We start from the raw sequence: 23,131 nt of genomic DNA on the forward strand, positions 1-23,131 counted from the left end.
AGGGATGACCAGGGGTAAGCGCACCGCCGCCTGGATCGCCGTCGGCGGGATCCTGGCTGTCCTCCTGGGCCTCAGGGTCTTCGGCAACGTCCTCGACGTCCCTGGCGACGGCCGCGGCCGCTCGGGGCTCACCGCAGAGCAGCGCGACCTTGAGCGGCAGATCGAGGAGCTTCGGGGCGACAACGGGCTCTTCACGGCCTCTCCCGGATCCGCCGCGCGTCCCGGCCTCCACGCGTCCGCCCACGGCCTGTCCGCCCTGCGTACCGCCACGGGCAGACAGGTCGCCATCAGGGCCGAGCGCGAGGCGCTGCGAGCCGAGTTCGCGGCGGAGGTGCTCAGGGACCCCTTCAGCGCGGCCGTATCGATCTCCCGCCTCGAATCCGCGACGGGCGCCGTTCTCCACACGCCCGACGACGTGGATGTCCTGCTGTCCCACTTCGCCGCGCAGGCCCGGTTCGGTGCCGGGAAGACGGTTCCTGGCGACGTGTCCGTTCTGCTCGACGAGACATCCGGGGCCCTCGTCGCCTTGGACCACTTCGGTGTCCGGCTGGGCGACGACCGCCGTGCGGCGGTCAGGAGTTGGCTGGCGGAGGCCGAAGAGACAGCGCCGCCGCGGCCTGTGCAGCTCTACCACCTGGCGTACATCGCGGCTGCCGTGGGCGCGCAGCCCCCCGCGCATCTCGCCGCCCGGGCCGGTGCGTGGTGGCAGGAGCGCGGCCACGCACTTTCCGTCCCCGGGGACGAGTCCGACGCGATCGAGGCGGCCTACTACGTGCTGCTGGCCGACCGCCTCGACCTGAAACTGACGGCCAATCAGGAAAGGCGCTTGCGGGGCGTCCTGGAACCGAGGGGATCCGTGAGGGACCCCCAGGTCCAGAGCCTGAGCGCCCGTGCCTGGCTCCTTCTGGGATCCCCGCGAACGGGGTTGGCGCCCCTCGTGGAGGAGATCCGCTCACGTCAGCTCCCGACAGGTCTCATGCCCGCAGTACAGGTGCGCCACGGTGCGCTGACCTCGACCTACGAAGTGGTCGCCCTCCGCCTGATCGCCGGACTGCCACTTGAGGACCCCCTGCTGCGCGAAGGTCTTGCCGACATGCGGACCACCGTCCTCACGACCTACGACCCCCTTCTGCGAGGGGCCTGGCTGACGCTCATGGAAGCCGTGGGCGGCACGGTGGGAGAGCAGGACACCCGGGACGTCCTCGCCGCTGTCCGTGCTTCCGCACCCCGGTCCGTCGACGACGGCAACGTGGACGTCTGGAGCCGCTACACCGAAGTCCTCGCCGGGCTCGACCAGGACACGCCCGCCGTGCGTGTCACGCGCTGGCCGGCGGACAGCCCCGAGCGCAGGTACGGCAGGTCGCTGCTGATCAACGGTCTCGCACGAGCCGACCGTCTGGACGCCCTTCCCGGCGAGAGGCCAGCCCCGGCCGAACTCGTCGGTGAGGCAGAGGAGAGGCTCCGGGCCGGTACGGTGCGTGAGGCGGCCGAAGCCCTCGGCGCCGCCCACGCACTCGGCTGGACCCCCCGGACGGCGGATGCCGAGCGGATCGGGGAGTTGCTGGAGGCGCGCCGCGACTGCCCCGGGGCCTCCGCCTTCTACCGCGACAGCGCCCGGGACACCGAGTGCGGCGTCCCCGGCACGCGGGCCGCCTACCGGATCACCGCGCTGCTGGAAGGCGCCCTGCCCGCGGAGGCCGCCCGGTGACGGCGGAGGTCCGGCCCGTCCTGGCCGCCCGCGGGCTGACCGTCGTCCACCGGGGGCCCGACGGCCCGGTCACCGCCGTCCGCGGGGCGGTGCTCGACCTCGTGCCCGGCCGGACGGTCGCCCTCACGGGCCGTTCCGGCAGCGGCAAGACCAGCCTGCTCACGGCCCTCGGGCTCCTCGCCGTGCCGACCGCGGGCACGGTGCTCGTCGACGGCCGGGACACCGCCGGGCTGTCCGACGCCGCACTCTCCGCCCTGCGCCGCGACCGCCTGGGCTTCGTCTTCCAGTCCTTCCACCTGCTCCCCCAGTTCACGGCCACCGAGAACGTGGCCCTCGCCCACCCCGGAGGGCTGCGCCGGGGTGCCGGGCCCGCACGGCTGCTGCTGAACGGGGTCGGCCTGGGGCACCGGCTCGGCCACCGGCCCCGGGAGCTGTCCGCCGGGGAGCAGCAGCGGGTGGCCCTGGCCCGGGCGCTCGTCAACCGGCCGGCGGTGCTGCTCGCGGACGAGCCGACCGGCAACCTCGACGCCGAGTCCGCGTCCGCGGTCCTCGACCTGCTGACCCGCTCCGCCGCCCAGGACGGCTGTGCGGTGCTGCTCGTCACGCACAGCGCCGAGGTCGCCGCCCGTGCGGACCGGGTCCTGGAGATGGCGGACGGAGTGCTCGGCGGCGGAGCGCCCCCGGCCCTGCCGTGCCCGCCCGCCCACGCACCGGGAGCCGCCTCGTGAACCACGTCCACCGCGGGGCGGTCAACGCCCTCCGCTTCGGCCGCCGGACGCTGGCGGCCGCGGTGGTCCTCACCCTCTGCGCCGTGGTGGCGCTGACCGCCGCCACCGTCGTCCGCGGCGCGGACGAAGCGGCGGAGGCGGCTCTCGCCTCCGGCTCCGGGCTGCGGCAGATCGATCTGGAGGCACCGCACGACGATCCGGGGGCCAGGCGGCTCACCGGCACGGCGCTCGACGGGGTCCGCGCCCTGGAGGGCGTGGAATCCGTCGAGCCGCTGCTCCAGGCGTCCTTCGACAGCGGTACCGACGAGAGCTTGCCGCCGTTCCTGCTGCATGCGACCACCGAACGGCCCTCCCTGCGTCCGCCGCTGCTGCACCGGTCCCGTGACGCGGTCTTCCCCCTGCGAGGCCGCGAGGTGGTCCTGCCCGCCGTCGGGGACGGCCAGGACCTGACCGGGCTGCTCGGCCGGAGCGTGGACGTGGCACACACCCGGCGTACCGGGGAGAACCGTGGTACCGCCGTCGCCGACCGGATCACCGTCGTCGGCCTCTACGACCCCGCGTGGCGCCAGGACGGCCCCAATGCCGCCTACGCGGCCGCTCCCCTGGTGGTGGAGTGGGCCGCGGCCAGGGAGGGGGTGAGCCCCGAGCGGTTCCTCGCGACCCGCGGCTTCTCGGGTGCCACGGTCGTCGTGGCGCGGCCCGAGGCCGTCGCGCCGGTGCTGGAGAGGCTCCACCGGGACCGCTTCTCGGCCCGTGCCGTCGCCGACCGGGTCCGCGAGCTCCCCCTGCTGCTGGAGCTGTTCCGCTGGGGGTCGTGGCTGATGCTCGGCCTCCTCGGGGCCGTGGCCGCGGCCGCCGGGGTGGGCATGGGCGGCACGCTGCTGCGCGAGCGCATCCACGAGGTCGGCCTGCTCCGGGCGGTCGGCCACACCCGCCGCCAGATCCTCACGGCCTTCGCCGTGGAGGCGGGGTGCCTCGGGCTCGCCGCCGGGGCGGCCGGTGCGCTGCTCGGGTCGGCGCTGGGCGCGCTGGCGGTCAGGGGGCTGCGCGGACTGGAGCTGTTCGCCCGGCACCTGCCGGCCGGTCTGGTGCTGCCCGGCCCGTGGACCGTGGCGGCCACCCTGCTGCTTCCGGCCGCCGCGGTGCTGGCGGGCGCGGCAGGGCCACTGCGCCGCGCGGTGCGCACCGACCCGGTGCGGGCGCTGCGTTCCTGGTGAGCGTCCGGGGCGCGGGGCTCAGGCGTCCAGGACCTGGCCCTGCCTGCTGACCACGGGCCTGTCGACGCTCCAGGGGAAGTTGATCCACTCGTCCGTCCGCTTCCAGACGTACTCGCACTTGACGAGCGAGTGGGACTTCTCGTAGATCACGGCGGAGCGGACCTCCGCCACGTGGTCGAGGCAGAAGTCGTGGACCAGCTTCAGCGTCTTGCCGGTGTCGGCCACGTCGTCCGCGATCAGGACCTTCTTGTGGGAGAAGTCGATCGCGTTGGGGACGGGCGCCAGCATCACCGGCATCTCCAGCGTGGTGCCCACGCCGGTGTAGAACTCGACGTTCACCAGATGGATGTTCTTGCAGTCCAGGGCGTACGCCAGGCCGCCGGCCACGAAGACACCGCCGCGGGCGATGGACAGCACCACGTCCGGCTCGTAGCCGTCGTCGGCGATCGTCTGGGCGAGTTCGCGGATCGCGCCGCCGAACTTCTCGTACGTCAGGTTCTCGCGTACCTCGCTCATGCGTCCGCCCTCACACCTGGGTCCGATGGAAGTTGATGAAGGACCGGGAGGCCGTCGGCCCCCGCTGTCCCTGGTACCGCGACCCGTAGCGCTCGCTGCCGTACGGGGCCTCGGAGGGCGAGGACAGCCGGAACATGCAGAGCTGCCCGATCTTCATGCCCGGCCACAGCTTGATCGGCAGTGTCGCCAGGTTCGACAGCTCCAGTGTGACGTGCCCGGAGAAGCCGGGGTCGATGAAGCCGGCCGTCGAGTGGGTGACGAGGCCGAGGCGGCCGAGCGAGCTCTTGCCCTCCAGCCGTGAGGCGATGTCGTCGGGGAGGGAGATCACCTCGAACGTCGACGCCAGCACGAACTCGCCCGGGTGCAGGATGAACGCCTCGTCGCCCTCGGGCTCCACGAGACGGGTCAGGTCGGCCTGCTCGACCGCCGGGTCGATGTGGGGGTAGCGGTGGTTCTCGAACACCCGGAAGTAGCGGTCCAGCCGCACATCGATGCTCGACGGCTGCACCATGGATTCGTCGTACGGGTCGATGCGCACCCGTCCGGCGTCGATCTCGGCCCGGATGTCCTTGTCTGAGAGAAGCACGTCCCGAGGATACGCAGGACGCCCGGGGCGCCCCCAATCGGACACTGCCCCGCGCCCTCGCCGGCCGGGCCGGCGGGCCCCGCTCGGGAGGCCCGCCCGCCCTCGCCTACGCCTGCCGCCGCTCCCGCGCCGGCTCCGGCGCCACGGGCACCGCGTGCCTCAGCCGCGCACAGCGGGGGCACCGCAGGAGCCGCCCGGGCCCGAGCCGCTCGGGCCCCAGCTGCTGCATCGGAAACGAAGCGGTGGCGAACACGTGCCCCTCGGCACAGCGGACGACGGTGCGCTCCATCAAGTCCATCGGGCCCCTTCCCAGCGAAATGCGGACGAAGGGTCACATTAGGGGATGGCTCGGACAGTGCCCTGCGCGGCGCTCCGGGTAGCGAGGTTACGCCCCAACTCCCCTCCGTCGCACAGCCTTCGGGGGTCCCCGATCCCGGACACGTCGAGGCGGCGTACAGCGCGGGCTCGGATGGGGTAGAGTGTGCTGCGATGCGGAACGGATCAAGATCCGCTGTGCGGGTGTAGTTTAATGGTAGAACATGAGCTTCCCAAGCTCAGAGCGCGAGTTCGATTCTCGTCACCCGCTCCACGAGAAAGCCCCAGGCCAGCGGCCCGGGGCTTCTTTGTTGCCTGGACCGTGCTAAGCGCCTTGCACCACCTCCGCACCGCCCGACCCCCTCTCACGGGCCGCGTGCACCATCCGCCCCAGCCCCGCCCGCGACCTCCTTCCGCCGGCCCAGTCGGAGTGCCGATAGATCAGGGGTGCCTTCTCCTCCGACTGGTCGGCGCGCACCATCGTGTCCTGAGCGTGGCACCCGACCAGGCCGGGACGGTGGGGCCGATATGCCGGAGGTCGCATAAGCGAGAGTTCTCCGGCAGACCGACAACGGTCCGCGCCTTGCGCCGCTACCGCCCGAAGGTGGACCGCGGGAACGGCTTCGCCGTCTCTCCGACTGGCAGCAGGCCGTCCGCCCCCTTCTCGACCTACCGGCTAATGTGCTGCCGAAGCCCCTCCACAGGGCGTCCGCCAGCACGGCCAGCTCCTACCGGACGGCGGTCTCATCACCCTCCTGCTCGTGGTCGGCTCCGTCCACACGTCGTCTGCGACTGATGGCGAGGAGCCCGTTCAGCGAGTAGTCGACGCGGTTCGGGAAAGGGACATGCAGTCCTCGTCGCCCTCGTCCACCACACCGGCTGCGGGATATCCGTCTTCAGTGACGACCGCCTTGCCAGTGGCCGTCTCGATCGACTCGACCAAGGCCTGCTGCCGGGCTTCGAAGAAGCCCGCGAAGTCATCCTTGACGAGCAGCGCGGGATCAACCAGGTGGGTACGAATGTGGTTGGCCACGGTGTCCGCTTCCACCTCGGCGTTCTTCGCGAGCCTAGGGAGGTAGGCAGAGGGTGCTGTTCCGCCGATGATGCGGTTGGTGCGTCCGGTCAGCGGAGTCTTGTTGACGATCGAGTTGTAAGTGCCCCGGTCGATGTTCTCCCGCTCGCACCACGCCTGCGGGAAGATGTGGTGGATGTCCACTGCCTCCGCGAAGTACTCGGTGATCTCAGTCTTCTCACCGGTCCGCCAGTCGACGGCGCCTTCCTTCATCAGAAGTGCGTAGATTCCTTTGTAGGCAGCGCTGTTGCGGGTGCGCAATGTCAACAGGCGGCTCTCGCTGAACCGGGCGTCCCGGATGGTCCGAGGTTCGGCCCCGGTGCCGCGTACCCAGCCCACGGTTTCGGGGAGGTCATGGCTGAACCTGGTCTCCGTCGAGCCGCCGTACAGCTCACCGAACACACCGCACCAGTACCAACGGGCCAGCTTCTGCTGCGCACCGGCCGGTTCGGCCTGTGGGCCGAGCGTGCTGAGGATTGCGGCGAGAGGGATCAGCTGGGTCCCGTAGGGAAGGAACTTGGTGTCGAAGAGGTACTGCTGGCGGAGGAACTTGGCGGCGTCCTTGAAGCCTTGGACGACCAGTGGCGCGTAGCGCCGGTACTCGTCCAGACCCAGTTCCAGCATGTCCTTGCGCTTGCAGCCGATTCGCGGCAGACGCTCTTCGTCAACCCCGACGGTAGCGGCATCGGCGCGCCGGGCAGCCGTTGCCATGAGGGTGACGGCCTGCAGAAAGTCGGTGTTGGCAACGTCTTTGAGGAGGCGGTACTCCGGCGCCTTCCATGCGGCCCGGACCACGTTGTTCCAATGGTCGCGCAGGTCGAACTCTTCGGCGGCATATGTGGCGGTGAGCAGCTCGAAGACTGTGAGGGTGACGCCGCCGGTGTTGACCTTCTCGAAGACTTGGCAGACAGCCTGCCTCTCGGTCTGCCTGCCTAGTTCGATCACCGGCACCTGGTAGAGCTCGAAGGGCCGCACAAACGCCTCCTCGAAGTCCCGCCACCACTTGCGGCCGTCCTCTCCCTGGTCTTTCCAGTAGTCCTCGTAGCCGTAGCTCCAAACGCGGTTGGAGAAGAGCTGGGAGAGAGGGAAGAGCCGGGCCGCGTATTCCTTCTCCGGAGTCGAGTAGTCCTCGATGAGATCGCCACGGAAGCTGCGGACCACCCGGTCCGCCGGCAGCAGGCGGATGGCGTCTTCACGGTCCACCTGAGGGTCGAGAGCCTTGACCATGTCGACGTAGAACCAGCCGGTGACCCGCTGCTTACGCTGGTTCTGTGTCTCGACCGGCTTACCGAGCATGATCGACTGGAAGAGCGAGGTCATCCTCTGCTGGCCGTCGAGGATCAGGGTGTCCGGTTCCGTGTCCGGGGGTGGAGTGGCGCCCTCAACCGGGCGACACTTGAAACGGACGTCACCACCGGTCTGCAGCAACATGAGGGTGCCGACCGGGTATCCACGAGAGATCGAGGCGAGCAGCCCGATGATGTTGTGGTCCGGCCACACCCAGCCGCGCTGGAACTCCGGTAGCTGCGCTTCGCCCTCGGCCACCCGCCGCAGCAGCTTGACCAGCTGAATCTTGTCGATCCCGAATGCTTGCTCAGTCACTACCTACCCCTCCTCGATACTGAACGCTGTCGAGAGGCTACCGAGGGTCGAGTGGGCGCGAGGCATTTGGTGAAACTGAAGTCGACAGGGTTGGCGCCTGCCTCCGCGAGCAGCCGGGGCACCGCGCAGCGACATCCTGCATACTCCAGTATGCTGGCCTCATGTCTTCGACGACTCGCATCACCGTCACGCTTCCCAGCGATCAGGTGGCGGAGCTCCGCAAGCTCACGGACAACGTCTCCGGCTACGTGGCGGAAGCTGTAGCCCGCCAGATCCGGCACCAGCTCCTGGGCGACGACCTCCGCCGTCACGAGGAGGAGCACGGACCCTTCAGCGACGAGGAGCTCGCCGAGGCTCGCGCGAAGATCTTCGGCTCCGCCGGTACCTCCACGGGCGCGGATGCCGCGTGAGCGAGCGCATCGAGACCGTCGTCCTGGACTCCGAGGGGCTCTCCGCCTGGATCGCGCAGGACCGCAAGCTGCTCGCGATGCTTCAGGTCTTCCACGACATGGGAGCCGACTTGGTCATCGGGGCCAACACCATCGTGGAAGTCAGCCACTCCCGCACCAACATGCCTCGCCTGAACTGGGCTCTGTCCCGCGTCAAGGTGGAGCCCGTCACCGAGCAGGCGGCGAGAGCAGCAGCGGAACTCCTCAAAGGCGTCGGGCTGCACGGGCACAAGTACGCCATCGACGCCACGGTCGCCGAGGTCGCCCTGCGGCAGCCGACACCCGTCGCCCTCCTGACCTCCGACAGCGACGACATGACCAAACTCTGCGGAAACCACGTCCGCATCATCCCTCTCTGACGCGTCGGCCCACCCCGAGCACGCCCCCTGGCAGGGTGCGCTGTATCGCCCTCCCGTGCCCCATCCGTGCCCAGCAGAGCGGACAACAGCGGTCAGGTACAGCCTCCAGAGACCATTGCGACCCCAGCTTCCGCGCAGGAAAGCCCAGGTCAGAGACGTTCCGGAGACTCAAGCACCGCTGATTCCCAAGCTCAGAGCGCGAGTTCGATTCTCGTCGCCCGCTCCATGAGAAAGCCCCAGGCCAGCGGCCTGGGGCTTCTTTGTCGTCCAGATCTCTTGCCGGGTGCCGCGCCCTCCGTACGCCCCGGGGCCCGTCTACCTTGTGAGAAAGGTCCGACAGCCACCGCCTTCCTCATGCAAGCGCGGGGATTGCTGGCGAGGGCTGACCGGCCACCCGTCGCAGCCCGGAGTCCCCCCGGCCCCGCCGGTCCTCCGGCTCCGCGAACCAGCCCGAGACCGCCTGCCGGGGGGACCCGGGCCCTCCCCGCAGGACCCGGGCCCTCCCCGCAGAGCCCGGGTCCCCCGGGTGGGCGGCGGGGCCCGGTGCAGGGGGGCCCGGTCAGGTCTCCATGACGACCGCGTGGTCCTTGGCCTCGGGCTGGGCGAAGCGCGCCAGGCGCTCCGCCTCGTCCTCCAGGGACGTGCGGTCCTTCGCGGCCAGCTGCTCCGACGGCCGCAACGTCACCGTGGCCACCCGCCGTTTGACCTCGATCGCCCAGGTGCCCGCCACCAGCCCGTCGACCAGGAAGCTCGGCTTGATCTGGAGGTTGGACCTGGCGTAGACGACGCCCTTGTGCGCGTCGGGCAGGATCCGCTCCCGGTGGTTGGTGTGGTAGGCCAGCAAGGTGCTGTCGAACGCGGGCAGCAGCTTCGGCGGCGCGGGGGTGTCCCCGTCCGGGCGAGGCGCGTCCGGGAGGTCGTAGAGCACCCGCTTGCCCTGGCCGAAGGCGACCAGGTCGTCCATCGCGGCCAGTACGTCCCGCACCGGCGGCGTCCGGTGCCCGATCCAGGTCGCCACGTCGTCCGGGGCGGCGGGCCCGAAGGCCCGCAGGTGCGCTCGCACGACCCGCTCCAGGGCGGCGGCCTCGTCGGGCTCGGCCGGGGGAGCGGCGCGCAGCGCCTCGGGTGCCTTCGCGCCCCACACCCCGTCCGGCGGGGTCCGCACGAACGCCGGTGTGCTGCGGAAGGGGCGCCACTTGTACTGCCGCTGGAAGGCGATCTCCTCGTCGGTGACCGCGTCCGGGTGGCGCTCCAGGAACGCCTCGATGAACGCGCACACGTCCTCCGGGACGCGCGCCTGCTCGGCGGTGTGCTCGCGCAGCTCCTCGAACAGGCGGTCCACCAGCGGCGCGGGGCCCTTGGTCCTGCGCCGCCAGTCCGCGGCGCCCGTCAGCCGCGTGACCGCCGCGTAGTCCGGGTACTGCGAGGCGGGGACCATGTGCAGGGTGCCGCGCAGCAGGGTCGCCAGCAGCAGCTCGCCGTCCCGCGCCGCGTCGAGGAAGTCGTCGGGGCCCAGCCGCGCGCTGCGCGTCCACAGGGCCACCGGCACCGCGGGCCAGCTCTGCGCCTGAACCGCCCCCACACGCGCGAGAATCCCGGGAACCGAGTCGTCGATCGGTTCCAGGAGTCCCTGGCGGGCCAGCAGCGCGCGGTTGAGTTCTCGGGTGGTGATGCCGGCCGCCGTCACGTCTCATGCCTCCCGGTGGGGGTCGTGGTCGCCGGTACGGTAACCGGTCCTGTGCGTCGGGGGCGTCAGGATCCGGCCGTACTCGCCCGCGCGGTGGCCAGCCGGTCGTCGCGCAGCGCGAGTTCGGTCCGGCGGGCACGCCTGCGGCGGAACAGGTTGCGGATGGACAGGTACAGGCCGCCGCCGTCGAGCATGACGGCCACCAGCACGATGGTGGCGAAGTCGAAGGAGTTGATCCGGCTGTCCTGACCGGTGAGGAACAGGAAGGCCTGGGACAGGTAGCCGATCAGCACCGGCAGGGTGATCGCGAACAGCGAGGCGAGCGTGACCCCCCGGCCCAGCAGGTAGACGGCCGAGTACCAGCGGACCGACGTCAGCTCGCGCGGGCTGAGGTCGGACAGGTCCGCGCGCCTGGGCGAGCGGAACAGCCGCCGCACCAGATTGCCCATCCACTTCTCGGTGTCCTTGATGAGGTTGCGGGTCCCGAGCGCGGTGGTGATCACGTAGTAGAAGTCGGTGTGCATGAAGAAGAAGCACTGCCACAGCAGCCTGCCGAAGTAGGTCCACAGCGCGGCGGCGGTGAGCCACTGGATCTCCTGCGGCACCGACAGCGTGCCGGTCTCCATGAGCTTGAGCAGGATGATCGCGAACGAGCCGAACACGCCGTCCACGATCGGTCCGGCCAGGAACGCGAGGTAGCGCTGCCGCTTGGAGGCGAGCCAGATGCCGCTCATGTCGGTCTCGGCGACCAGGATGTAGAGCCGGGTGCCGATCCCGATGCGCGCCGGGATCCCGGCCGCCCGGGCGGCCACCAGGTGCGCGACCTCGTGCAGGTAGATGCCCACGATCATGATCGCCATCGTCGACCAGGTCAGCAGGGCGAAGTGCTCCGGGAACAGCAGGATCGTGGCACCGGGGATGATCCCGGGGTTGAGCACCGCGGTCAGCAGGCCGGCGGCGATGACGAGGCCGCAGGCCACCAGCACCGCGGCGGAGAAGATCCGCTGCGCGGTCCGCCGGCTGATCCACTCCATGTGGCTCTTCCACCGCAGCTTCGAGCCGTTGTCCCGCTGGGTCCCGCCGTCCGGGGGCGCGCTGCCGTGGGCAGGGGTGTCCGCGGCCGGTACCGGCTCGGCGGTGCCGTCGTTGACGGTGATGAAGCCCTCGGCGACCATCACGTCGATGAAGTCGTCGAGGTCGGCGGTCTCGCCGTGCTTGGCCTCGTAGCGGAGGCCCGCCTCGGCGGGCGTGCAGCCCTGTGCGAACCACTCCAGCACGTCGAGTGCCTCGATCGGGATGCTCAGGAAGACCTGGCGGTCGAGGTCGCCGATGACAGCGGAGTCGGCCTCGCGCCGGTGCGAGTACGGCAGCACGGTGATCACCGAGTCGGGCGGATAACCGGGCATCGGTGCGATCCCTTCTCTCCTGTGGGTCCGGGTGGGCCGGTGCGGACACCGGCCCACCCGGGCTGTCAATCGGCTTCCGCCGGTCGTCGTCAGGCGACGACGACCGAGCAGGAGGTCGCGGCGCTGGTCTTGACGGTCTCCAGGCGGCGGACGACGAGCTTCTTCATGCGGGTCACCTCCCCTCGAAACGTGGCGTTGAGGTGCATTGTGTTCTGCGTCACGGCCCGGTTCTGCCCAACCTTGAGCACTTCACGATCACGTGGTCCGTCGCCCGTGAGGGCGGCCGCCGGGTCCCGGTCCCGGGCATGCCGACGAGCGCGACGGGAGCATGCCGACGAGGTGACGGGAGCGTCCCGGCGCGCTCGCGGAGGTCGTGCCCGGCGGGGTCGGCGCGGGGCCGGCCGCCCGGGGGCGGCCCCTCGTCGGCGGGGCGGCGCCGGCGACGGGCACCCGGTGGCTCCGGCATGCCGGCCGGATGCCGCTGGTCGATCCCGCCGCCCCGGGCCGCTTCGCGCCGCGACCGCCGGCGACGAGCCGGGAGCCGTCTGCGGGGGCCTCGGGCACCGCTTCGGGGCCGGCGCGCGCGCCGGGGGACGCCGTCGCAGCGCGACGGGCCCCGGCCGGGAGAGTCCGGCCGGGGCCCGTCGGGTGAGGGTCAGACCGCCGGGCCGTTGGCGGCCACGTCGGCCATGACCGGGTCCACATGGCGCTTGCGCAGCAGTGCGGCGAAGAGGACGGCGCCGGCCACCATGACCAGGGAGCCGGCCAGGAAGGCCAGGCGGAAGCCGGCGACCTGCGCCGAGACGTCGGGGCCGGCGCCGGAGCCGGTCATCTCCTGCCCGGTGCGCCACACGGCGAGCGCCGACATGGCGGCCAGGCCGATCGCGCCGCCGATCTCCTGGACGGTCTGGTAGAGGCCGGAGGCGAGACCGGCGTCGGACTCCGGCACACCGGAGGTGGCGAGCAGGGTCACGGGCACGAAGGCCAGGCCCAGTCCGATCGCCTGGAGGAGGAGCCCGGGGAGCAGGTCGGTGGCGTAGTCGCCGCCCTCCGGGAGGCGGGAGAGGTAGAGCATGCCGCCGCCGGCCAGCAGCAGGCCGGCCGAGCCCACGGTGACCGGGCCGAGGCGGCCGACCACCGGCTGGGCGATGGTGGCGCCGATCATCACGCCGATCGCGGCCGGGAGGAAGGTCAGGCCGGCCTTGATGGGCGTGTAGCCGAGCACGTCCTGGAGGTAGAGGGTGGAGAAGAAGAACATGGTGAAGATGCCGGAGGACAGCAGCAGCAGGACGCCGTCGGCCACGGCCAGCGAGCGGATGCGGAAGATGCCGAGCCGCACCAGCGGTCGGCGCACCCGGGAGGAGATCACCAGGAAGGCCGCCAGCAGCAGCACGGCGGCGGCCAGCGTGCCGAGGGTCCGGCCCGAGGTCCAGCCCCAGGACGCGCCGTGCCCCAGGGCGAGGACCAGCAGCAGCAGACCGGCGGTGACGGTCAGGGCACCGGCGTAGTCGACCGTCCGGTCGGACGCCTCGTCCCGGGACTCGGGGACGGCCCGCGCGCACAGCAGCACGGCGGCGGCCACGGGCACGTTGATGAAGAAGATCCAGTGCCAGGAGATGGTGGTGGTGAGGACGCCGCCGAGCAGCAGCCCGAGCGCGCTGCCGCCCGCGGCGATCGTGCCCCAGGCCGCGACCGCCTTGGTGCGCCCGGCCGTGTCGTGGCGGAACTCCGTGTTGATGATGGACAGTCCGGTCGGTGCGATGACGGCACCGCCCAGGCCCTGCAGGCCGCGGCCGACGATGAGCGTCGCGGCGTCGTCCGCCAGTCCGCTGAGCATCGACGCGGCGCCGAAGAGGACCACGCCGGCGAGGAAGAGCCGACGGCGCCCGAAGATGTCTCCCAGCCGTCCCGCCAGCAGCAGGAAGCAGCCGAAGATCAGCGCGTAGGCGTTGACCACCCACTGCAGATCGGTCTGGGAGAGTCCGAGGTCGCGCTTCATCGAGGGCAGCGCGACGTTCACGATCGTGACATCCAGCACGACCATCAGGTCCGCCAGGCAGAGGAGCACGACGAGCAGCACCGGCCGGACGGGCCCGGCCGGCTTCGGCGTGCCCTCCTCGGCGCGGGCCTCGGGGCCTTCCTGATGAGGGGGAGAGGTGGTCACGGGGAAGCTCCAGTCGAGGGGACGTCAGGGCCGGGCCGTGCGAACGGTGTCGGGCTACTCGCCGGCGCCCGGCAGCAGCACCGGTATGCCCCGCAGGACGGGATACCGCCGACCGCAGTCGGCGCAGGTGAGGGCCGAGTGGTCCGCGTCATGGCGCAGTCCGGCGTCGGGGTGTTCGGGGCAGCCGAGGACATCGAGCAGTTCCGGGTCGAGGGGCACGGCGGGTTCCTCCGGTTCGGCGGCGTGGCGGTCGGCGGCTTCGTGGTGGGAGCGCGGGGACGGCGTGGTGTGGATGCGCCGCAGCTCCCGCTTGAGGACCTTCCCCAGGAAGCTGCGGGGGAGGGCGTCGGTCACCAGGTAGCGCCCCGGTATCTGGTGCGGCTCCAGACGGCTCTTGGCGAAGTCCTGGACCTCGGGCAGCACGGCGGCCGAGGAGAGCACCACCACGGCGGTGGTCTCCTCCCCGGACCCGGGGTGCGGAAGCCCGATGACCGCCGCCTCCCGCACCTCGGGGTGGTCGTAGAGGACGGACTCCACCTGGACCGTGGAGACCAGCCGGCCGTCCGAGCGGACGGCGTCGGCGGCACGGTCGAAGAAGTGCAGCCGGCCCTGGTCGTCGAGGCTGCCCAGGTCACCCATCCGCGTCCAGCGCCCGACGTGCGCCTGGCGGTCCAGCAGGGTGTCCAGGTAGCGCCGCTGGGGGGCGTCCGTTCCCAGCCAGATCTCACCGACCTCGCCGGTGGGCAGGGGCTGCTGCCGCTCGTCGGTGATCACCACGTCGGTGCCGGGGGCCGGGAAGCCCGCGCACAGCGGGTGGCCGGGGTCGAAGACGTTGAGGACCACGGCCGGGGACGCCTCGATGGAGGTGTAGGCGGTCGCCAGGCTCGCGCCGGGCAGCATCGCCAGCAGCCGCCGGGCCACCGCGGCCGGGAAGACCGCCGAGGCGCTGGTGACCGTGGTGACCCCGGACAGGTCGTGGCGCTCATGGACCCGTGCGAGGACCAGGGCCCGTGCCGTGGCCGGGGTGATCATCAGCGAGCCGACCCGGTACCGGGCGGCGAGTTCGGCGATCCGGTCGGGCTCGTCGCTCAGCGAGGCGGCGACCAGCACGCTGTCGGACAGCAGCGGAAGCGAGATCGTGCCCTGGCTGGAGGAGGTGCCCAGGGGCATCGCGGACAGCAGGTGCTCCGAGGAGCCGAGGGCGTCGATGGTGGGACGGGCCCGGCCGTGCATCATGTTGGCGTGGGTGACGGTGACCGCCTTGGCGGGGCCGGTGGTGCCGGAGGAGTAGAGGATGTCCGCGATGGCGTCCGGCCGCACGGGCGGCCTGGCGGCGTCGGGGCGCGCCGGGGCGTCGTCCGCGGCGCCTTCGAGGGAGCCGAGCGGCGCGGTCCATCCGGTGAAGCCCTCCGGGGGCCGCAGTCCGTCCGCGTGCAGGATGCCGTTGGCCCCGCACTGCACCAGCCGTCGTGCGATCTCCTCGCCCGGCATGCGGTCGTTGAGGTGGATGGCGGTGGCGCCCACCCGCTGTACCGCGTGGTAGGCGACCGCGAAGTCCGCCCAGGCGTCGCCGCCGAAGAGCAGCGCCACCCGGCGCAGCCGGGCCGGTTCGAAGGCGCGCAGCCGGTGGGCGGCCGCGTCGGCGCGCCGGTCCCAGTCGGCGAAGGTGAGCTCCGCGACGCCGTCCACGATGATCGCCGGGCGGTCGGGGGTGAGTTCGGCGCGGTCGCGCAGCAACTCGGTGAAGGAGGACGGTGGTAAGGCCGCCTGACGCGGTCCGGGGACGGTCATGGTCTCGCTCTCCCCCCGCTCAGCGGTGGGAGAGCACGGACAGCGGCACCCGCCAGGTCTGCTGCCGCTCCCGGTCCGGGTCGGGGAGCGCCCGCAGGTCCGCGACGACCGGCTCCACGAGCCGCTGCCATGTGGCGTCGTCGACGTCCTTGAGGTACGACCAGACGCGGCCGGCGATCGAGTCGGCGTACTGGTTCGGCGTGAGGGTGATCTCGTAGGGGGCCGCCGCGGCCTCCTTGACCACCCGCAGTCCGCAGCGCTCGGCGGACTCCGCCAGCCGCTCGGGCGTGTCCGGGACCTCGGGCTTGAGGACGTTGAGCGGAGCCTCCGCGCCGACCATGTCGTCGGGCTCGGCGACGGGCACGCCGTGCACCGTCACCAGCCGGCCGCCGGGCTGCAGGACCCGGGCCACTTCGGTCAGCACCCGCTCCATGTCGTCCACGACGTGCAGCACATGGACCATCACGATGTTGGGGAGCGAGGCGGAGGCGAAGGGCAGCGCGGTGGCGTCTCCGAGCGCCACCCGGTCGCCGAGCCTGTCGTGCGCCCGGGACACCATCTCGGGGGCGATGTCCACACCGAGCACGGGGTGGCCCAGATCCCGCAGGCCGACGTCCACCAGGGCGGTGCCCAGGCCGATGTCGAGGACGGGTCCCGGCAGCAGGTGCGGCGACAGGTCCTCGGCCGCCTTCCGGCCACGCTCCAGACCGCCGTGGTAGGCGTCGTACTCGTCGGCGGCCTTGTCGTAGGACAAGGACTCCAGGGTGACGCGGCTCATGGTGTGGATGCCTCTCGTTCGTCGGCCGCGCGCTGCCGCGCGGCACGCCTTGTGGCGGTCCGTCGACGGATTGTATGAGCCAGGGGCCCTGGTCGGTGCCCAACTTTGAGCAGAGCCATCGGAGTTGGCGCCATAGCGTGGCGCGGCGTCAGCCCGCCGGGGGCGGGGGGCGGACCGCCGGGCGGGAGGGGGAGCCCAACCGCCCCGCCGCGCCGTCTCACGGCCCCGCGGACGACGCTTCGGAAGCTTCCTCGCCCACTCCCCCGCGGACACCCTCTTCGAAAGGGCAGCGAGATGGAAGAGACGGAACAGGCGCCGGGGTCCTTCGGCCCGCCCGCCGCCGAGCAGGTCGCCCACCCGCCGGAGGAGCTGCTGCACACCGGCAATGCCGGGCTGGTCATCCACCGGGTCGGGCAGGTCTGCTACCCCTACCGGGCCGAGGCCCGCTCCTTCGCCCGGGACCTCCAGTTCTTCACCAACAAGGCCCTGCACCCGTATGCGACGACCCTGCTGTACGAGGAGTTGTTCGGGGTGCGCGACCGGCTGCACTGGCTCATCCACATGCGGGCCCCGAACGACTACGCCCGCCTGCTGGAGATGGTCGATCACAACGCCGAGTTCCAGCAGGTCGCGTCGGGGGACCGCATGCCGGAGCGCGGGGGCGGCAACTGGGAGCGGATGTTCGTGCAGGGGTCCTTCCAGGAGAGGGTGATCGTGCCGCAGCACGGCTTCACCCACGCCGACGGTGACGACCACGACCTGGAGGGCCTGTTCGCCGTGCCCGCGCGGCACCAGACGGACCAGCCGGACGACGCCCTGCTGCACAGCGCGAACGCCGGGGTCGTGATCCACCGCACCGGGCAGGTCCGCTTCGAGTACCGCAAGGTGGCGCGCAAGCTGGGATTCGACTGGATCGGCCGGCTCAACGAGAAGCTGCGCGACCGGGTCAGCGCCTTCCTCTACGAGGAGCAGTGGGGTACGCAGGACCGGCTGCACTGGTTCGTCCATCTCCGCTCGCTCGACGACTACCGGAGGATCACCGAGCTGGAGGCCCGTGACCCGCTGCTGCGCGAGCTCACCGGCATGGAGGTCCGGGAGGGCGGCGTGCCCTGGGGTGCGATGTTCCTGGACGGCACCCTCAACGACACCGTGCTGGTGCCGCACCATCCGGCCCCGGCGGTCTCCGGATGACGCTGGGCATCGACGCGATCAACGCCTATGTGGGCCGGGCGTCGCTCGACGTGCGGACCCTGTTCGAGGCGCGCGGGCTGGACATGCGCCGCTTCGGCAATCTGCTGATGCGGCAGAAGTCCGTCAACCTGCCCTTCGAGGACGCCGTGAGCAACGCCGTCAACGCCGCCCGGCCGCTGATCGACGAACTCGGCGAGGACGAACGGAACCGCATCGAACTCGTCGTGGTCGGCACCGAGTCGGGGCTGGACTTCGGCAAGCCGATCAGCACCTATGTGCACGATCTGCTCGGGCTCGGCCGGGCCTGCCGCTCCTTCGAGGTCAAGCACGCCTGCTACGGCGGTACGGCCGCGCTGCGCACCGCCGTCGGGCTGCTGGAGCAGAGCCCGGACCCGGCCGCCCTGGCCCTGGTGGTGGCCGCCGACGCGGCCGGGGCCGCCGCCCGCGACACCTACTGGGAACCCTCCCAGGGCGCGGGTGCCGTGGCGATGATCGTCTCGCGCGACGCCCGCGTCCTCCGGCTGGACCGGGGGGCCGCCGGCTTCCACAGCTACGAGGTGATGGACACGCTGCGCCCCCGCCCCGAGATGGAGGCGGGGGACTCCGACCTGTCGCTGCTCTCCTACATCACCTGCCTGGAGCAGAGCTACCGCCACTACGCGGAGCGGGTGCCGGGCACCGACCTGGTGGACACCTTCGAACGGCTGGTGCTGCACACTCCCTTCGCGGGCATGGTCAAGAGCGCCCACCGCACCCTGCTGCGCAGGATCAAGGGCGTGTCCCCGGAGGAGACCGAGGCGGACTTCGAGCGCCGCACCGCACCGTCGCTCACGTACTGCACCCAGGTCGGGAACGTCTACTCGGCGGCGCTCTACCTCGCACTGTGCTCGGCCGTCGACAGCGACGGGCCGCATGCCGGGCCCCGCCGCATCGGCCTGTTCTCCTACGGGTCCGGCTGCGCCTCCGAGTTCTACAGCGGGGTGCTGACCGCGTCCGCGGGCGAGCGCGTCGCCGCGCGGGACCTGCCCGGGGCCATCGCGGAGCGGCATCCGCTGACCATGGAGGAGTACGAGCCCGTCGCGGACGGCGCCGCCCGCCGCATGTGCGGGGTGCGGAACGAGAGGTTCGACCCGGAGGAGTTCCCCGGCATCTACCGGGACCGGTTCGCCGGGCGGGGCCTGCTGGTCCTGGAGGAGATCCGCGACTTCCACCGGAGGTACCGGTGGACCTAGGCGGTCTGGAGGAGGCGGTCGGCCGCCCGTGCCGTGACGTCCGCGTCGGGTACCGGGGCGCCCGGCTCACCGTGACCCTGGCACGGCCGGACCGGCGCAACTCCCTCACTCCGGGGACCCTTCAGGAGCTGGGCGCCGCTCTCGACCTCGCGGAGCGGACGGAGGACTGCCGCCTGGTCGTCCTGGAGGGCTCCGACGGCTACTTCTGCACCGGGATGGACCTCGACGATGCCGCGGGGTCCGGTCAGGAGGACGGCACCGGGCCGGATCTCCGCGCCGGAGCCGAGGCGTACTACCGCCTGCTGGACCGCCTCACCCGGCTGGGCCGGATGGTGGTCTCCCACGTCGACGGCCAGGTGGTCGGCGGCGGCGTGGGTCTCGTGGCGGCGAGCGACCTGGTGTACGCCACCGAGCGCAGCCGGTTCAGCCTGCCGGAGGCGCTGTGGGGCCTGCTGCCCTGCTCGGTGCTGCCGTTCCTGATCCGGCGTACCGGCTTCCAGCCGGCGTACGCCATGGCGCTGAGCACCCTCCCGGTCACCGCCCGGCAGGCCGCGGCATGCCGGCTGGTCGACGAGGTCCTGGACGACCCGGGGGACGTGCTGCGGCGGCTGCAGTTCCGCGCCTCCCGCGTCGACCCCGCCACCGTCGCCGCGCTCAAGGACTACGCGCGGCGGCTGGGGACCGGCGGCGAGGACACCGAGCGCCTGGCCGTCGACGAGTTCGTCACGCTCATGTCCGACCCCCGGGTGCGGCAGCGGATCAGGGGCTTCGTCGCCGGCCCGGGCGCGCCACCGGCGTCCCCGCCCCGGGCCACCGGTACGTAGCGGCACGGACCGACGAGAAGAAGGGGGACGGCGGTGCACGCCTGGATCTTTCCCGGACAGGGAGCGCAGCGGCGGGGGATGGGCCGGGAGGTCCTGGACCGCTACCCCGAGCGGGTGCGCGAGGCCGACGGGCTGCTGGGGTTCTCCGTGGCGGAACTCTGCCTGGAGGGCCCGGAGGAACGGCTCAGGGACACCCGCTACGCGCAGCCGGCGCTCTTCGTCGTGGAGGCGCTGCAGGTGCTGGCGGCCCGGGACGAGGGGCGTGAGGCGCCCGGCGTGCTGGCCGGGCACAGCCTGGGCGAGTACGCCGCGCTCTTCGCGGCCGGCAGCTTCGACTTCGCCACCGGCGTGCGGCTGGTGCGGCGGCGCGGTGAGCTGATGGCCCGCGGCGTGCCGGGCGGGATGGCGGCGGTGGTCGGCCTCGGCCCCGAGGAGACGGCGGCGGCCCTGCGCGCGTGCGGGGCCGGCGGGGTGGACATCGCCAACCTCAACTCGCCCGAGCAGGTGGTGCTGGCCGGGCCGCCGCACGAACTGGACAGGGTGGCCGCGTGGCTGCGGCAGGAGGGCGGGGGGCGCCGGGTGCGCTGCCTGCCGCTGCAGGTGAGCGCGCCCTTCCACTCGCGCTATATGCGCGACGCGGCGGAGGAGTTCGCCGTCTTCCTGGAGGACGTCACGCTCCGGGAGCCGCGCGTCCCGGTGATCGCCAACGCCACGGCGCGGCCCTACGGCCCGGATGTCGCCGCGCTGCTGGCCCGCCAGATCCGGGAGCCGGTGCGCTGGGCGGAGACCATGGACGAGCTGCGGGCCCGGGGGGTGGAGGAACCGGCAGAGCTGGGGCCGGGCACGGTGCTGACCGGTCTGTGGCGGGCGCGGCGGCGGCCCGCCGCGCCCGCCCCGGGTGCCGTGCCCGCCTCTCGTACGGGGCCCGCCCCGGGTGCCGCGCCCGCTCCGGCCCCCGCCCCCGCCCCCGCCCCCGCCCCGGCCGGGGCCGGGGCCGGGACGGGGGCGGGGCCGGAGGCCGTACGGGCCGAGGACCTGGGGTCGGCCGGCTTCCGGCGGGACTACGGGCTGCGGTACGCCTATCTCGCCGGTTCCATGTACCAGGGCATCTCCTCCGTCGAGCTGGTGCTGCGCATGGGACGGGCCGGGCTGCTGGGCTTCTTCGGGTCGGGCGGTCTGGGCCCGGACCGGATCGAGGAGGCACTGCGCACGCTCGCCGACCGCTCCGGCCCCGGGCGGCGGTTCGGCGTCAACCTGCTGCACACCCCGGGCGACCCGCGCCGGGAGGCGGCGGTCACCGATCTGCTGCTGCGGTACGACGTGCCGTTCGTCGAGGCCGCCGGATTCACCCAGCTGACGCCCGCCCTGCTGCGGGCCCGCTTCCGGGGCGCGCGCCGCGACCGCCAGGGCCGGCCCGTCCCCGGGCGCCGGGTGCTGGCCAAGGTCTCCCGCCCCGAGGTCGCCGCGCTCTTCGCCGCGCCGGCCCCGGCGCCGCTGATCGGGAAGCTGGTGGCCGACGGCGCGCTGACGGAGCAGGAGGCGGACATCGCGCGGGCGGTGCCGGTCAGCACGGAGCTGTGCGTGGAGTCCGACTCCGGGGGGCACACGGACGCGGGTACCGCGCTGGCCCTGTTCCCGGCCATCGCCCGGCTGCGGCGGGCGGCGGCCGACGGCGCGACCCCGCCGGTACGGGTCGGTGCCGCCGGCGGACTGGGCACGCCCGAGGCGATCGCCGCGGTCTTCCTGCTGGGCGCCGACTTCGCGGTCACCGGCTCCGTCAACCAGTGCACCCCGCAGGCCGGGACCTCCGACGCGGTCAAGGAGATGCTCGCCGGGGCGGGCGTGCAGGACACCGCGTACGCCCCGGCGGGCGACATGTTCGAACTCGGCGCACGGGTGCAGGTGATGCGCCGGGGCACGCTGTTCCCGGGGCGTGCGGCCAGGCTGTACGAGCTCTACCGCCGCCACGGCTCGCTGGACGAGCTGGACGCCGGCACCCTCGCCTCGCTGGAGTCCCAGTGCTTCGGCCGCCCGGTGGCCGAGGTGTGGCAGGAGACCAGGGAGTACCTGGCCCGCACCGACCCCGGCGAGCTGGCCCGTGCGGAGGCCAGCCCGCGGCTGCGCATGGCGCTGGTCTTCCGCTGGTACTTCGTGCGCTCCACCCGGCTGGCGCTGCGCGGTGACCCCGGCGGGCGCGTCAACTACCAGATCCACTGCGGGCCCGCGATGGGCGCCTTCAACGCCTTCGTCGCCGGCACCCCGCTGCAGGACTGGCGGCGGCGCCATGTGGACGAGGTCGCGGACCGGCTGATGACCGGAGCCGCGGAGATTGCCGACGGCTATCTGAGGACGGTGAAGCGTGCTCAAGAGTGAGCAGGCATCATTCCGCGCAAAGGTTAGTCTCGCCCATGAATCCGGATGACAGAAGGCGATCACGCTCCCGTTGGGGCCCGGTTCCGTACGCTCCGGAAACCGCACGGAAATGAGTATGGATACCGCGTGCCGCGCACCCGGAAAGTTCCAGCGGAACATCGCCGGATGAGCCACTGACCAGCAAGGGATCTCATGAGTACAGTGATTCCACCGGCCCTCCACCAGAGTTCCGTCCCGGCGGAGAAGCTGCTCCACTCGGCGAACTCCGGAATGATCGTGGAGCGCACGGCCCAGGTGCGAGGGGAATACCACTCGGAATCCAGGAAATTCGCGCGCGCCACCGCCGACTACATCACCCGCACCCAGCCGGGCGTCGCCAGCGTCTTCGTCTACGAGGAGACTTTCGGCACGAAGGACATGGTGCACTGGCTGATCCATCTCCATTCGATGGACGACTACGAGTCGCTTGTCCGGATGGGCACCGAGGACGAGGAGTACCGCGCCCTCTTCGGCCGGGACTGGATTCCCGCCGGGCGCGGCGGCGGCTGGGCCGGGATGTTCGTGGACGGCTCCCTGCGCGAGACCGTGCTGCTGCCGCAGTTCTGGGGCATGTACGGCACGCGCGTCGACGACGACCGGGAGCGGCGTACCGAGGTCTTCGAGAACGACACCGCCGAGGTGCGGCTGCCGCCCGCCCGCCACCAGACCGAGCAGCCCGACGACCTGCTGCTGCACTCGGCGAACGCGGGCATCGTGCTGCACCGCACCGCGCAGATCGTCTACGACTTCCGCTCCGAGGCACGTGAGTTCGCCCGCGAGGCGGCGACGGCCATCAACGACAACCTGGCGGGCGAGGCGACGGTCCTCCTCTACGAGGACGCCTTCGGTCCGATGGACCGTATCCACTGGCTCATCCATCTGCGTTCGCTGGGCACGTACCAGCGGCTGCTCCAGCTGCATGTGCGCGACGAGAGCGTGCGGGAGATCTTCTTCCGGGAGCGCAGCCCGGAGAAGGGCCCCGGTACCTGGGCCCGGATGTTCGTCCAGGGGAGCTTTCAGGACACCGCGCTGACCCCGCACCACTGGGGCCTGTACGCGACGGACACACCCGCCGGCGGCTGACGTACCGCCGC

General features: G+C 72.1%; 20 protein-coding genes and 1 tRNA gene. 11 read left to right on the forward strand and 10 right to left on the reverse strand.

Translation table 11 applies throughout. The features are described from left to right. The first annotated feature begins 4 nt into the window (after window positions 1–4). From ACGF15_RS13710 to ACGF15_RS13720, 3 genes are read left to right on the forward strand one after another with little or no spacing between them, the layout of a single operon-like run. Entirely contained in the window at window positions 5–1,708 is a 1,704-nt protein-coding gene (locus ACGF15_RS13710; RefSeq protein ID WP_392798708.1) for a hypothetical protein, read from the forward strand. Further along, the gene (locus ACGF15_RS13715) at window positions 1,705–2,436 is read left to right on the forward strand and encodes an ABC transporter ATP-binding protein (RefSeq protein ID WP_345612043.1); all 732 of its coding nucleotides are present in this window, start codon (window positions 1,705–1,707) and stop codon (window positions 2,434–2,436) included. The genes ACGF15_RS13710 and ACGF15_RS13715 overlap by 4 nt, the downstream gene beginning before the upstream one ends. Further along, a complete protein-coding gene (locus tag ACGF15_RS13720; RefSeq protein ID WP_345612041.1) occupies window positions 2,433–3,653 on the forward strand; it encodes an FtsX-like permease family protein in 1,221 nt (406 codons plus the stop codon). The genes ACGF15_RS13715 and ACGF15_RS13720 overlap by 4 nt, the downstream gene beginning before the upstream one ends. An 18-nt stretch (window positions 3,654–3,671) precedes the next feature. On the opposite strand, the gene ACGF15_RS13725 is transcribed toward ACGF15_RS13720, so the two are convergent. The 3 genes from ACGF15_RS13725 to ACGF15_RS13735 form a co-directional block, all read right to left on the reverse strand. Then, complete coding sequence (locus ACGF15_RS13725) at window positions 3,672–4,169, reverse strand: phosphoribosyltransferase (RefSeq protein WP_345612039.1); 498 nt, start codon at window positions 4,167–4,169, stop codon at window positions 3,672–3,674. 10 nt (window positions 4,170–4,179) lie between these two features. Next, window positions 4,180–4,755, reverse strand: coding sequence for a dCTP deaminase (gene dcd, locus ACGF15_RS13730; RefSeq protein WP_345612037.1), 576 nt, complete (start codon window positions 4,753–4,755; stop codon window positions 4,180–4,182). A 106-nt stretch (window positions 4,756–4,861) separates the two neighbouring features. Continuing rightward, the gene (locus ACGF15_RS13735; protein WP_256522371.1) at window positions 4,862–5,053 is read right to left on the reverse strand and encodes a hypothetical protein; all 192 of its coding nucleotides are present in this window, start codon (window positions 5,051–5,053) and stop codon (window positions 4,862–4,864) included. A gap of 217 nt (window positions 5,054–5,270) precedes the next feature. On the opposite strand from ACGF15_RS13735, the gene ACGF15_RS13740 reads away from it, so the two are divergent. Then, a tRNA-Gly gene (locus ACGF15_RS13740) sits at window positions 5,271–5,344 on the forward strand. 537 nt (window positions 5,345–5,881) lie between these two features. Here the strand turns inward: ACGF15_RS13740 and ACGF15_RS13745 are convergent. Further along, on the reverse strand, window positions 5,882–7,744 hold the full coding sequence (locus ACGF15_RS13745) for a DUF262 domain-containing protein (RefSeq protein ID WP_392798713.1): 1,863 nt from the start codon (window positions 7,742–7,744) through the stop codon (window positions 5,882–5,884). 161 nt (window positions 7,745–7,905) lie between these two features. Between ACGF15_RS13745 and ACGF15_RS13750 the strand changes: the two genes are divergently transcribed. Beyond that, window positions 7,906–8,154, forward strand: a complete 249-nt coding sequence (locus ACGF15_RS13750) for a type II toxin-antitoxin system CcdA family antitoxin (RefSeq protein WP_007457715.1) — start codon at window positions 7,906–7,908, stop codon at window positions 8,152–8,154. Further along, window positions 8,151–8,552 (forward strand): PIN domain-containing protein, encoded by a 402-nt coding sequence (locus tag ACGF15_RS13755; RefSeq protein ID WP_392798717.1) that lies wholly within the window; start codon window positions 8,151–8,153, stop codon window positions 8,550–8,552. Before ACGF15_RS13750 ends, ACGF15_RS13755 begins: the two co-directional genes overlap by 4 nt. Before the next feature lie 559 nt (window positions 8,553–9,111). Here ACGF15_RS13755 and ACGF15_RS13760 read toward each other — a convergent pair. From ACGF15_RS13760 to ACGF15_RS13785, 6 genes are all read right to left on the reverse strand, one after another. Further along, complete coding sequence (locus ACGF15_RS13760; RefSeq protein ID WP_392798720.1) at window positions 9,112–10,239, reverse strand: winged helix DNA-binding domain-containing protein; 1,128 nt, start codon at window positions 10,237–10,239, stop codon at window positions 9,112–9,114. A gap of 65 nt (window positions 10,240–10,304) precedes the next feature. Continuing rightward, a complete protein-coding gene (locus tag ACGF15_RS13765) occupies window positions 10,305–11,645 on the reverse strand; it encodes a hypothetical protein (RefSeq protein WP_392798723.1) in 1,341 nt (446 codons plus the stop codon). An 89-nt stretch (window positions 11,646–11,734) separates the two neighbouring features. Further along, window positions 11,735–11,866, reverse strand: a complete 132-nt coding sequence (locus ACGF15_RS13770; protein ID WP_345611973.1) for a hypothetical protein — start codon at window positions 11,864–11,866, stop codon at window positions 11,735–11,737. 434 nt (window positions 11,867–12,300) lie between these two features. Continuing rightward, window positions 12,301–13,809, reverse strand: a complete 1,509-nt coding sequence (locus tag ACGF15_RS13775; protein WP_345611971.1) for an MFS transporter — start codon at window positions 13,807–13,809, stop codon at window positions 12,301–12,303. Window positions 13,810–13,863: 54 nt separating this feature from the next. Then, the gene (locus ACGF15_RS13780; RefSeq protein ID WP_345611969.1) at window positions 13,864–15,600 is read right to left on the reverse strand and encodes an AMP-binding protein; all 1,737 of its coding nucleotides are present in this window, start codon (window positions 15,598–15,600) and stop codon (window positions 13,864–13,866) included. Window positions 15,601–15,619: 19 nt separating this feature from the next. Continuing rightward, on the reverse strand, window positions 15,620–16,378 hold the full coding sequence (locus ACGF15_RS13785; RefSeq protein WP_345611968.1) for a methyltransferase domain-containing protein: 759 nt from the start codon (window positions 16,376–16,378) through the stop codon (window positions 15,620–15,622). Between the two features lie 294 nt (window positions 16,379–16,672). Between ACGF15_RS13785 and ACGF15_RS13790 the strand changes: the two genes are divergently transcribed. From ACGF15_RS13790 to ACGF15_RS13810, 5 genes are all read left to right on the forward strand, one after another. After that, on the forward strand, window positions 16,673–17,569 hold the full coding sequence (locus tag ACGF15_RS13790) for a DUF6039 family protein (RefSeq protein ID WP_345611965.1): 897 nt from the start codon (window positions 16,673–16,675) through the stop codon (window positions 17,567–17,569). Continuing rightward, window positions 17,566–18,801: a hydroxymethylglutaryl-CoA synthase gene (locus ACGF15_RS13795; RefSeq protein ID WP_345611963.1), complete on the forward strand. Its 1,236-nt coding sequence runs from the start codon at window positions 17,566–17,568 to the stop codon at window positions 18,799–18,801. The genes ACGF15_RS13790 and ACGF15_RS13795 overlap by 4 nt, the downstream gene beginning before the upstream one ends. Further along, window positions 18,792–19,625, forward strand: coding sequence for an enoyl-CoA hydratase-related protein (locus tag ACGF15_RS13800; protein WP_392798729.1), 834 nt, complete (start codon window positions 18,792–18,794; stop codon window positions 19,623–19,625). The genes ACGF15_RS13795 and ACGF15_RS13800 overlap by 10 nt, the downstream gene beginning before the upstream one ends. 33 nt (window positions 19,626–19,658) lie before the next feature. After that, window positions 19,659–21,998 (forward strand): ACP S-malonyltransferase, encoded by a 2,340-nt coding sequence (gene fabD, locus ACGF15_RS13805; protein WP_392798732.1) that lies wholly within the window; start codon window positions 19,659–19,661, stop codon window positions 21,996–21,998. A gap of 192 nt (window positions 21,999–22,190) precedes the next feature. Then, entirely contained in the window at window positions 22,191–23,120 is a 930-nt protein-coding gene (locus ACGF15_RS13810; protein WP_345611954.1) for a DUF6039 family protein, read from the forward strand. The last annotated feature ends 11 nt before the right edge of the window (window positions 23,121–23,131 follow it).

The organism is Streptomyces sp. NPDC048001, from assembly GCF_043203115.1.
In the GTDB taxonomy this organism is placed as follows: domain Bacteria; phylum Actinomycetota; class Actinomycetes; order Streptomycetales; family Streptomycetaceae; genus Streptomyces; species Streptomyces sanyensis.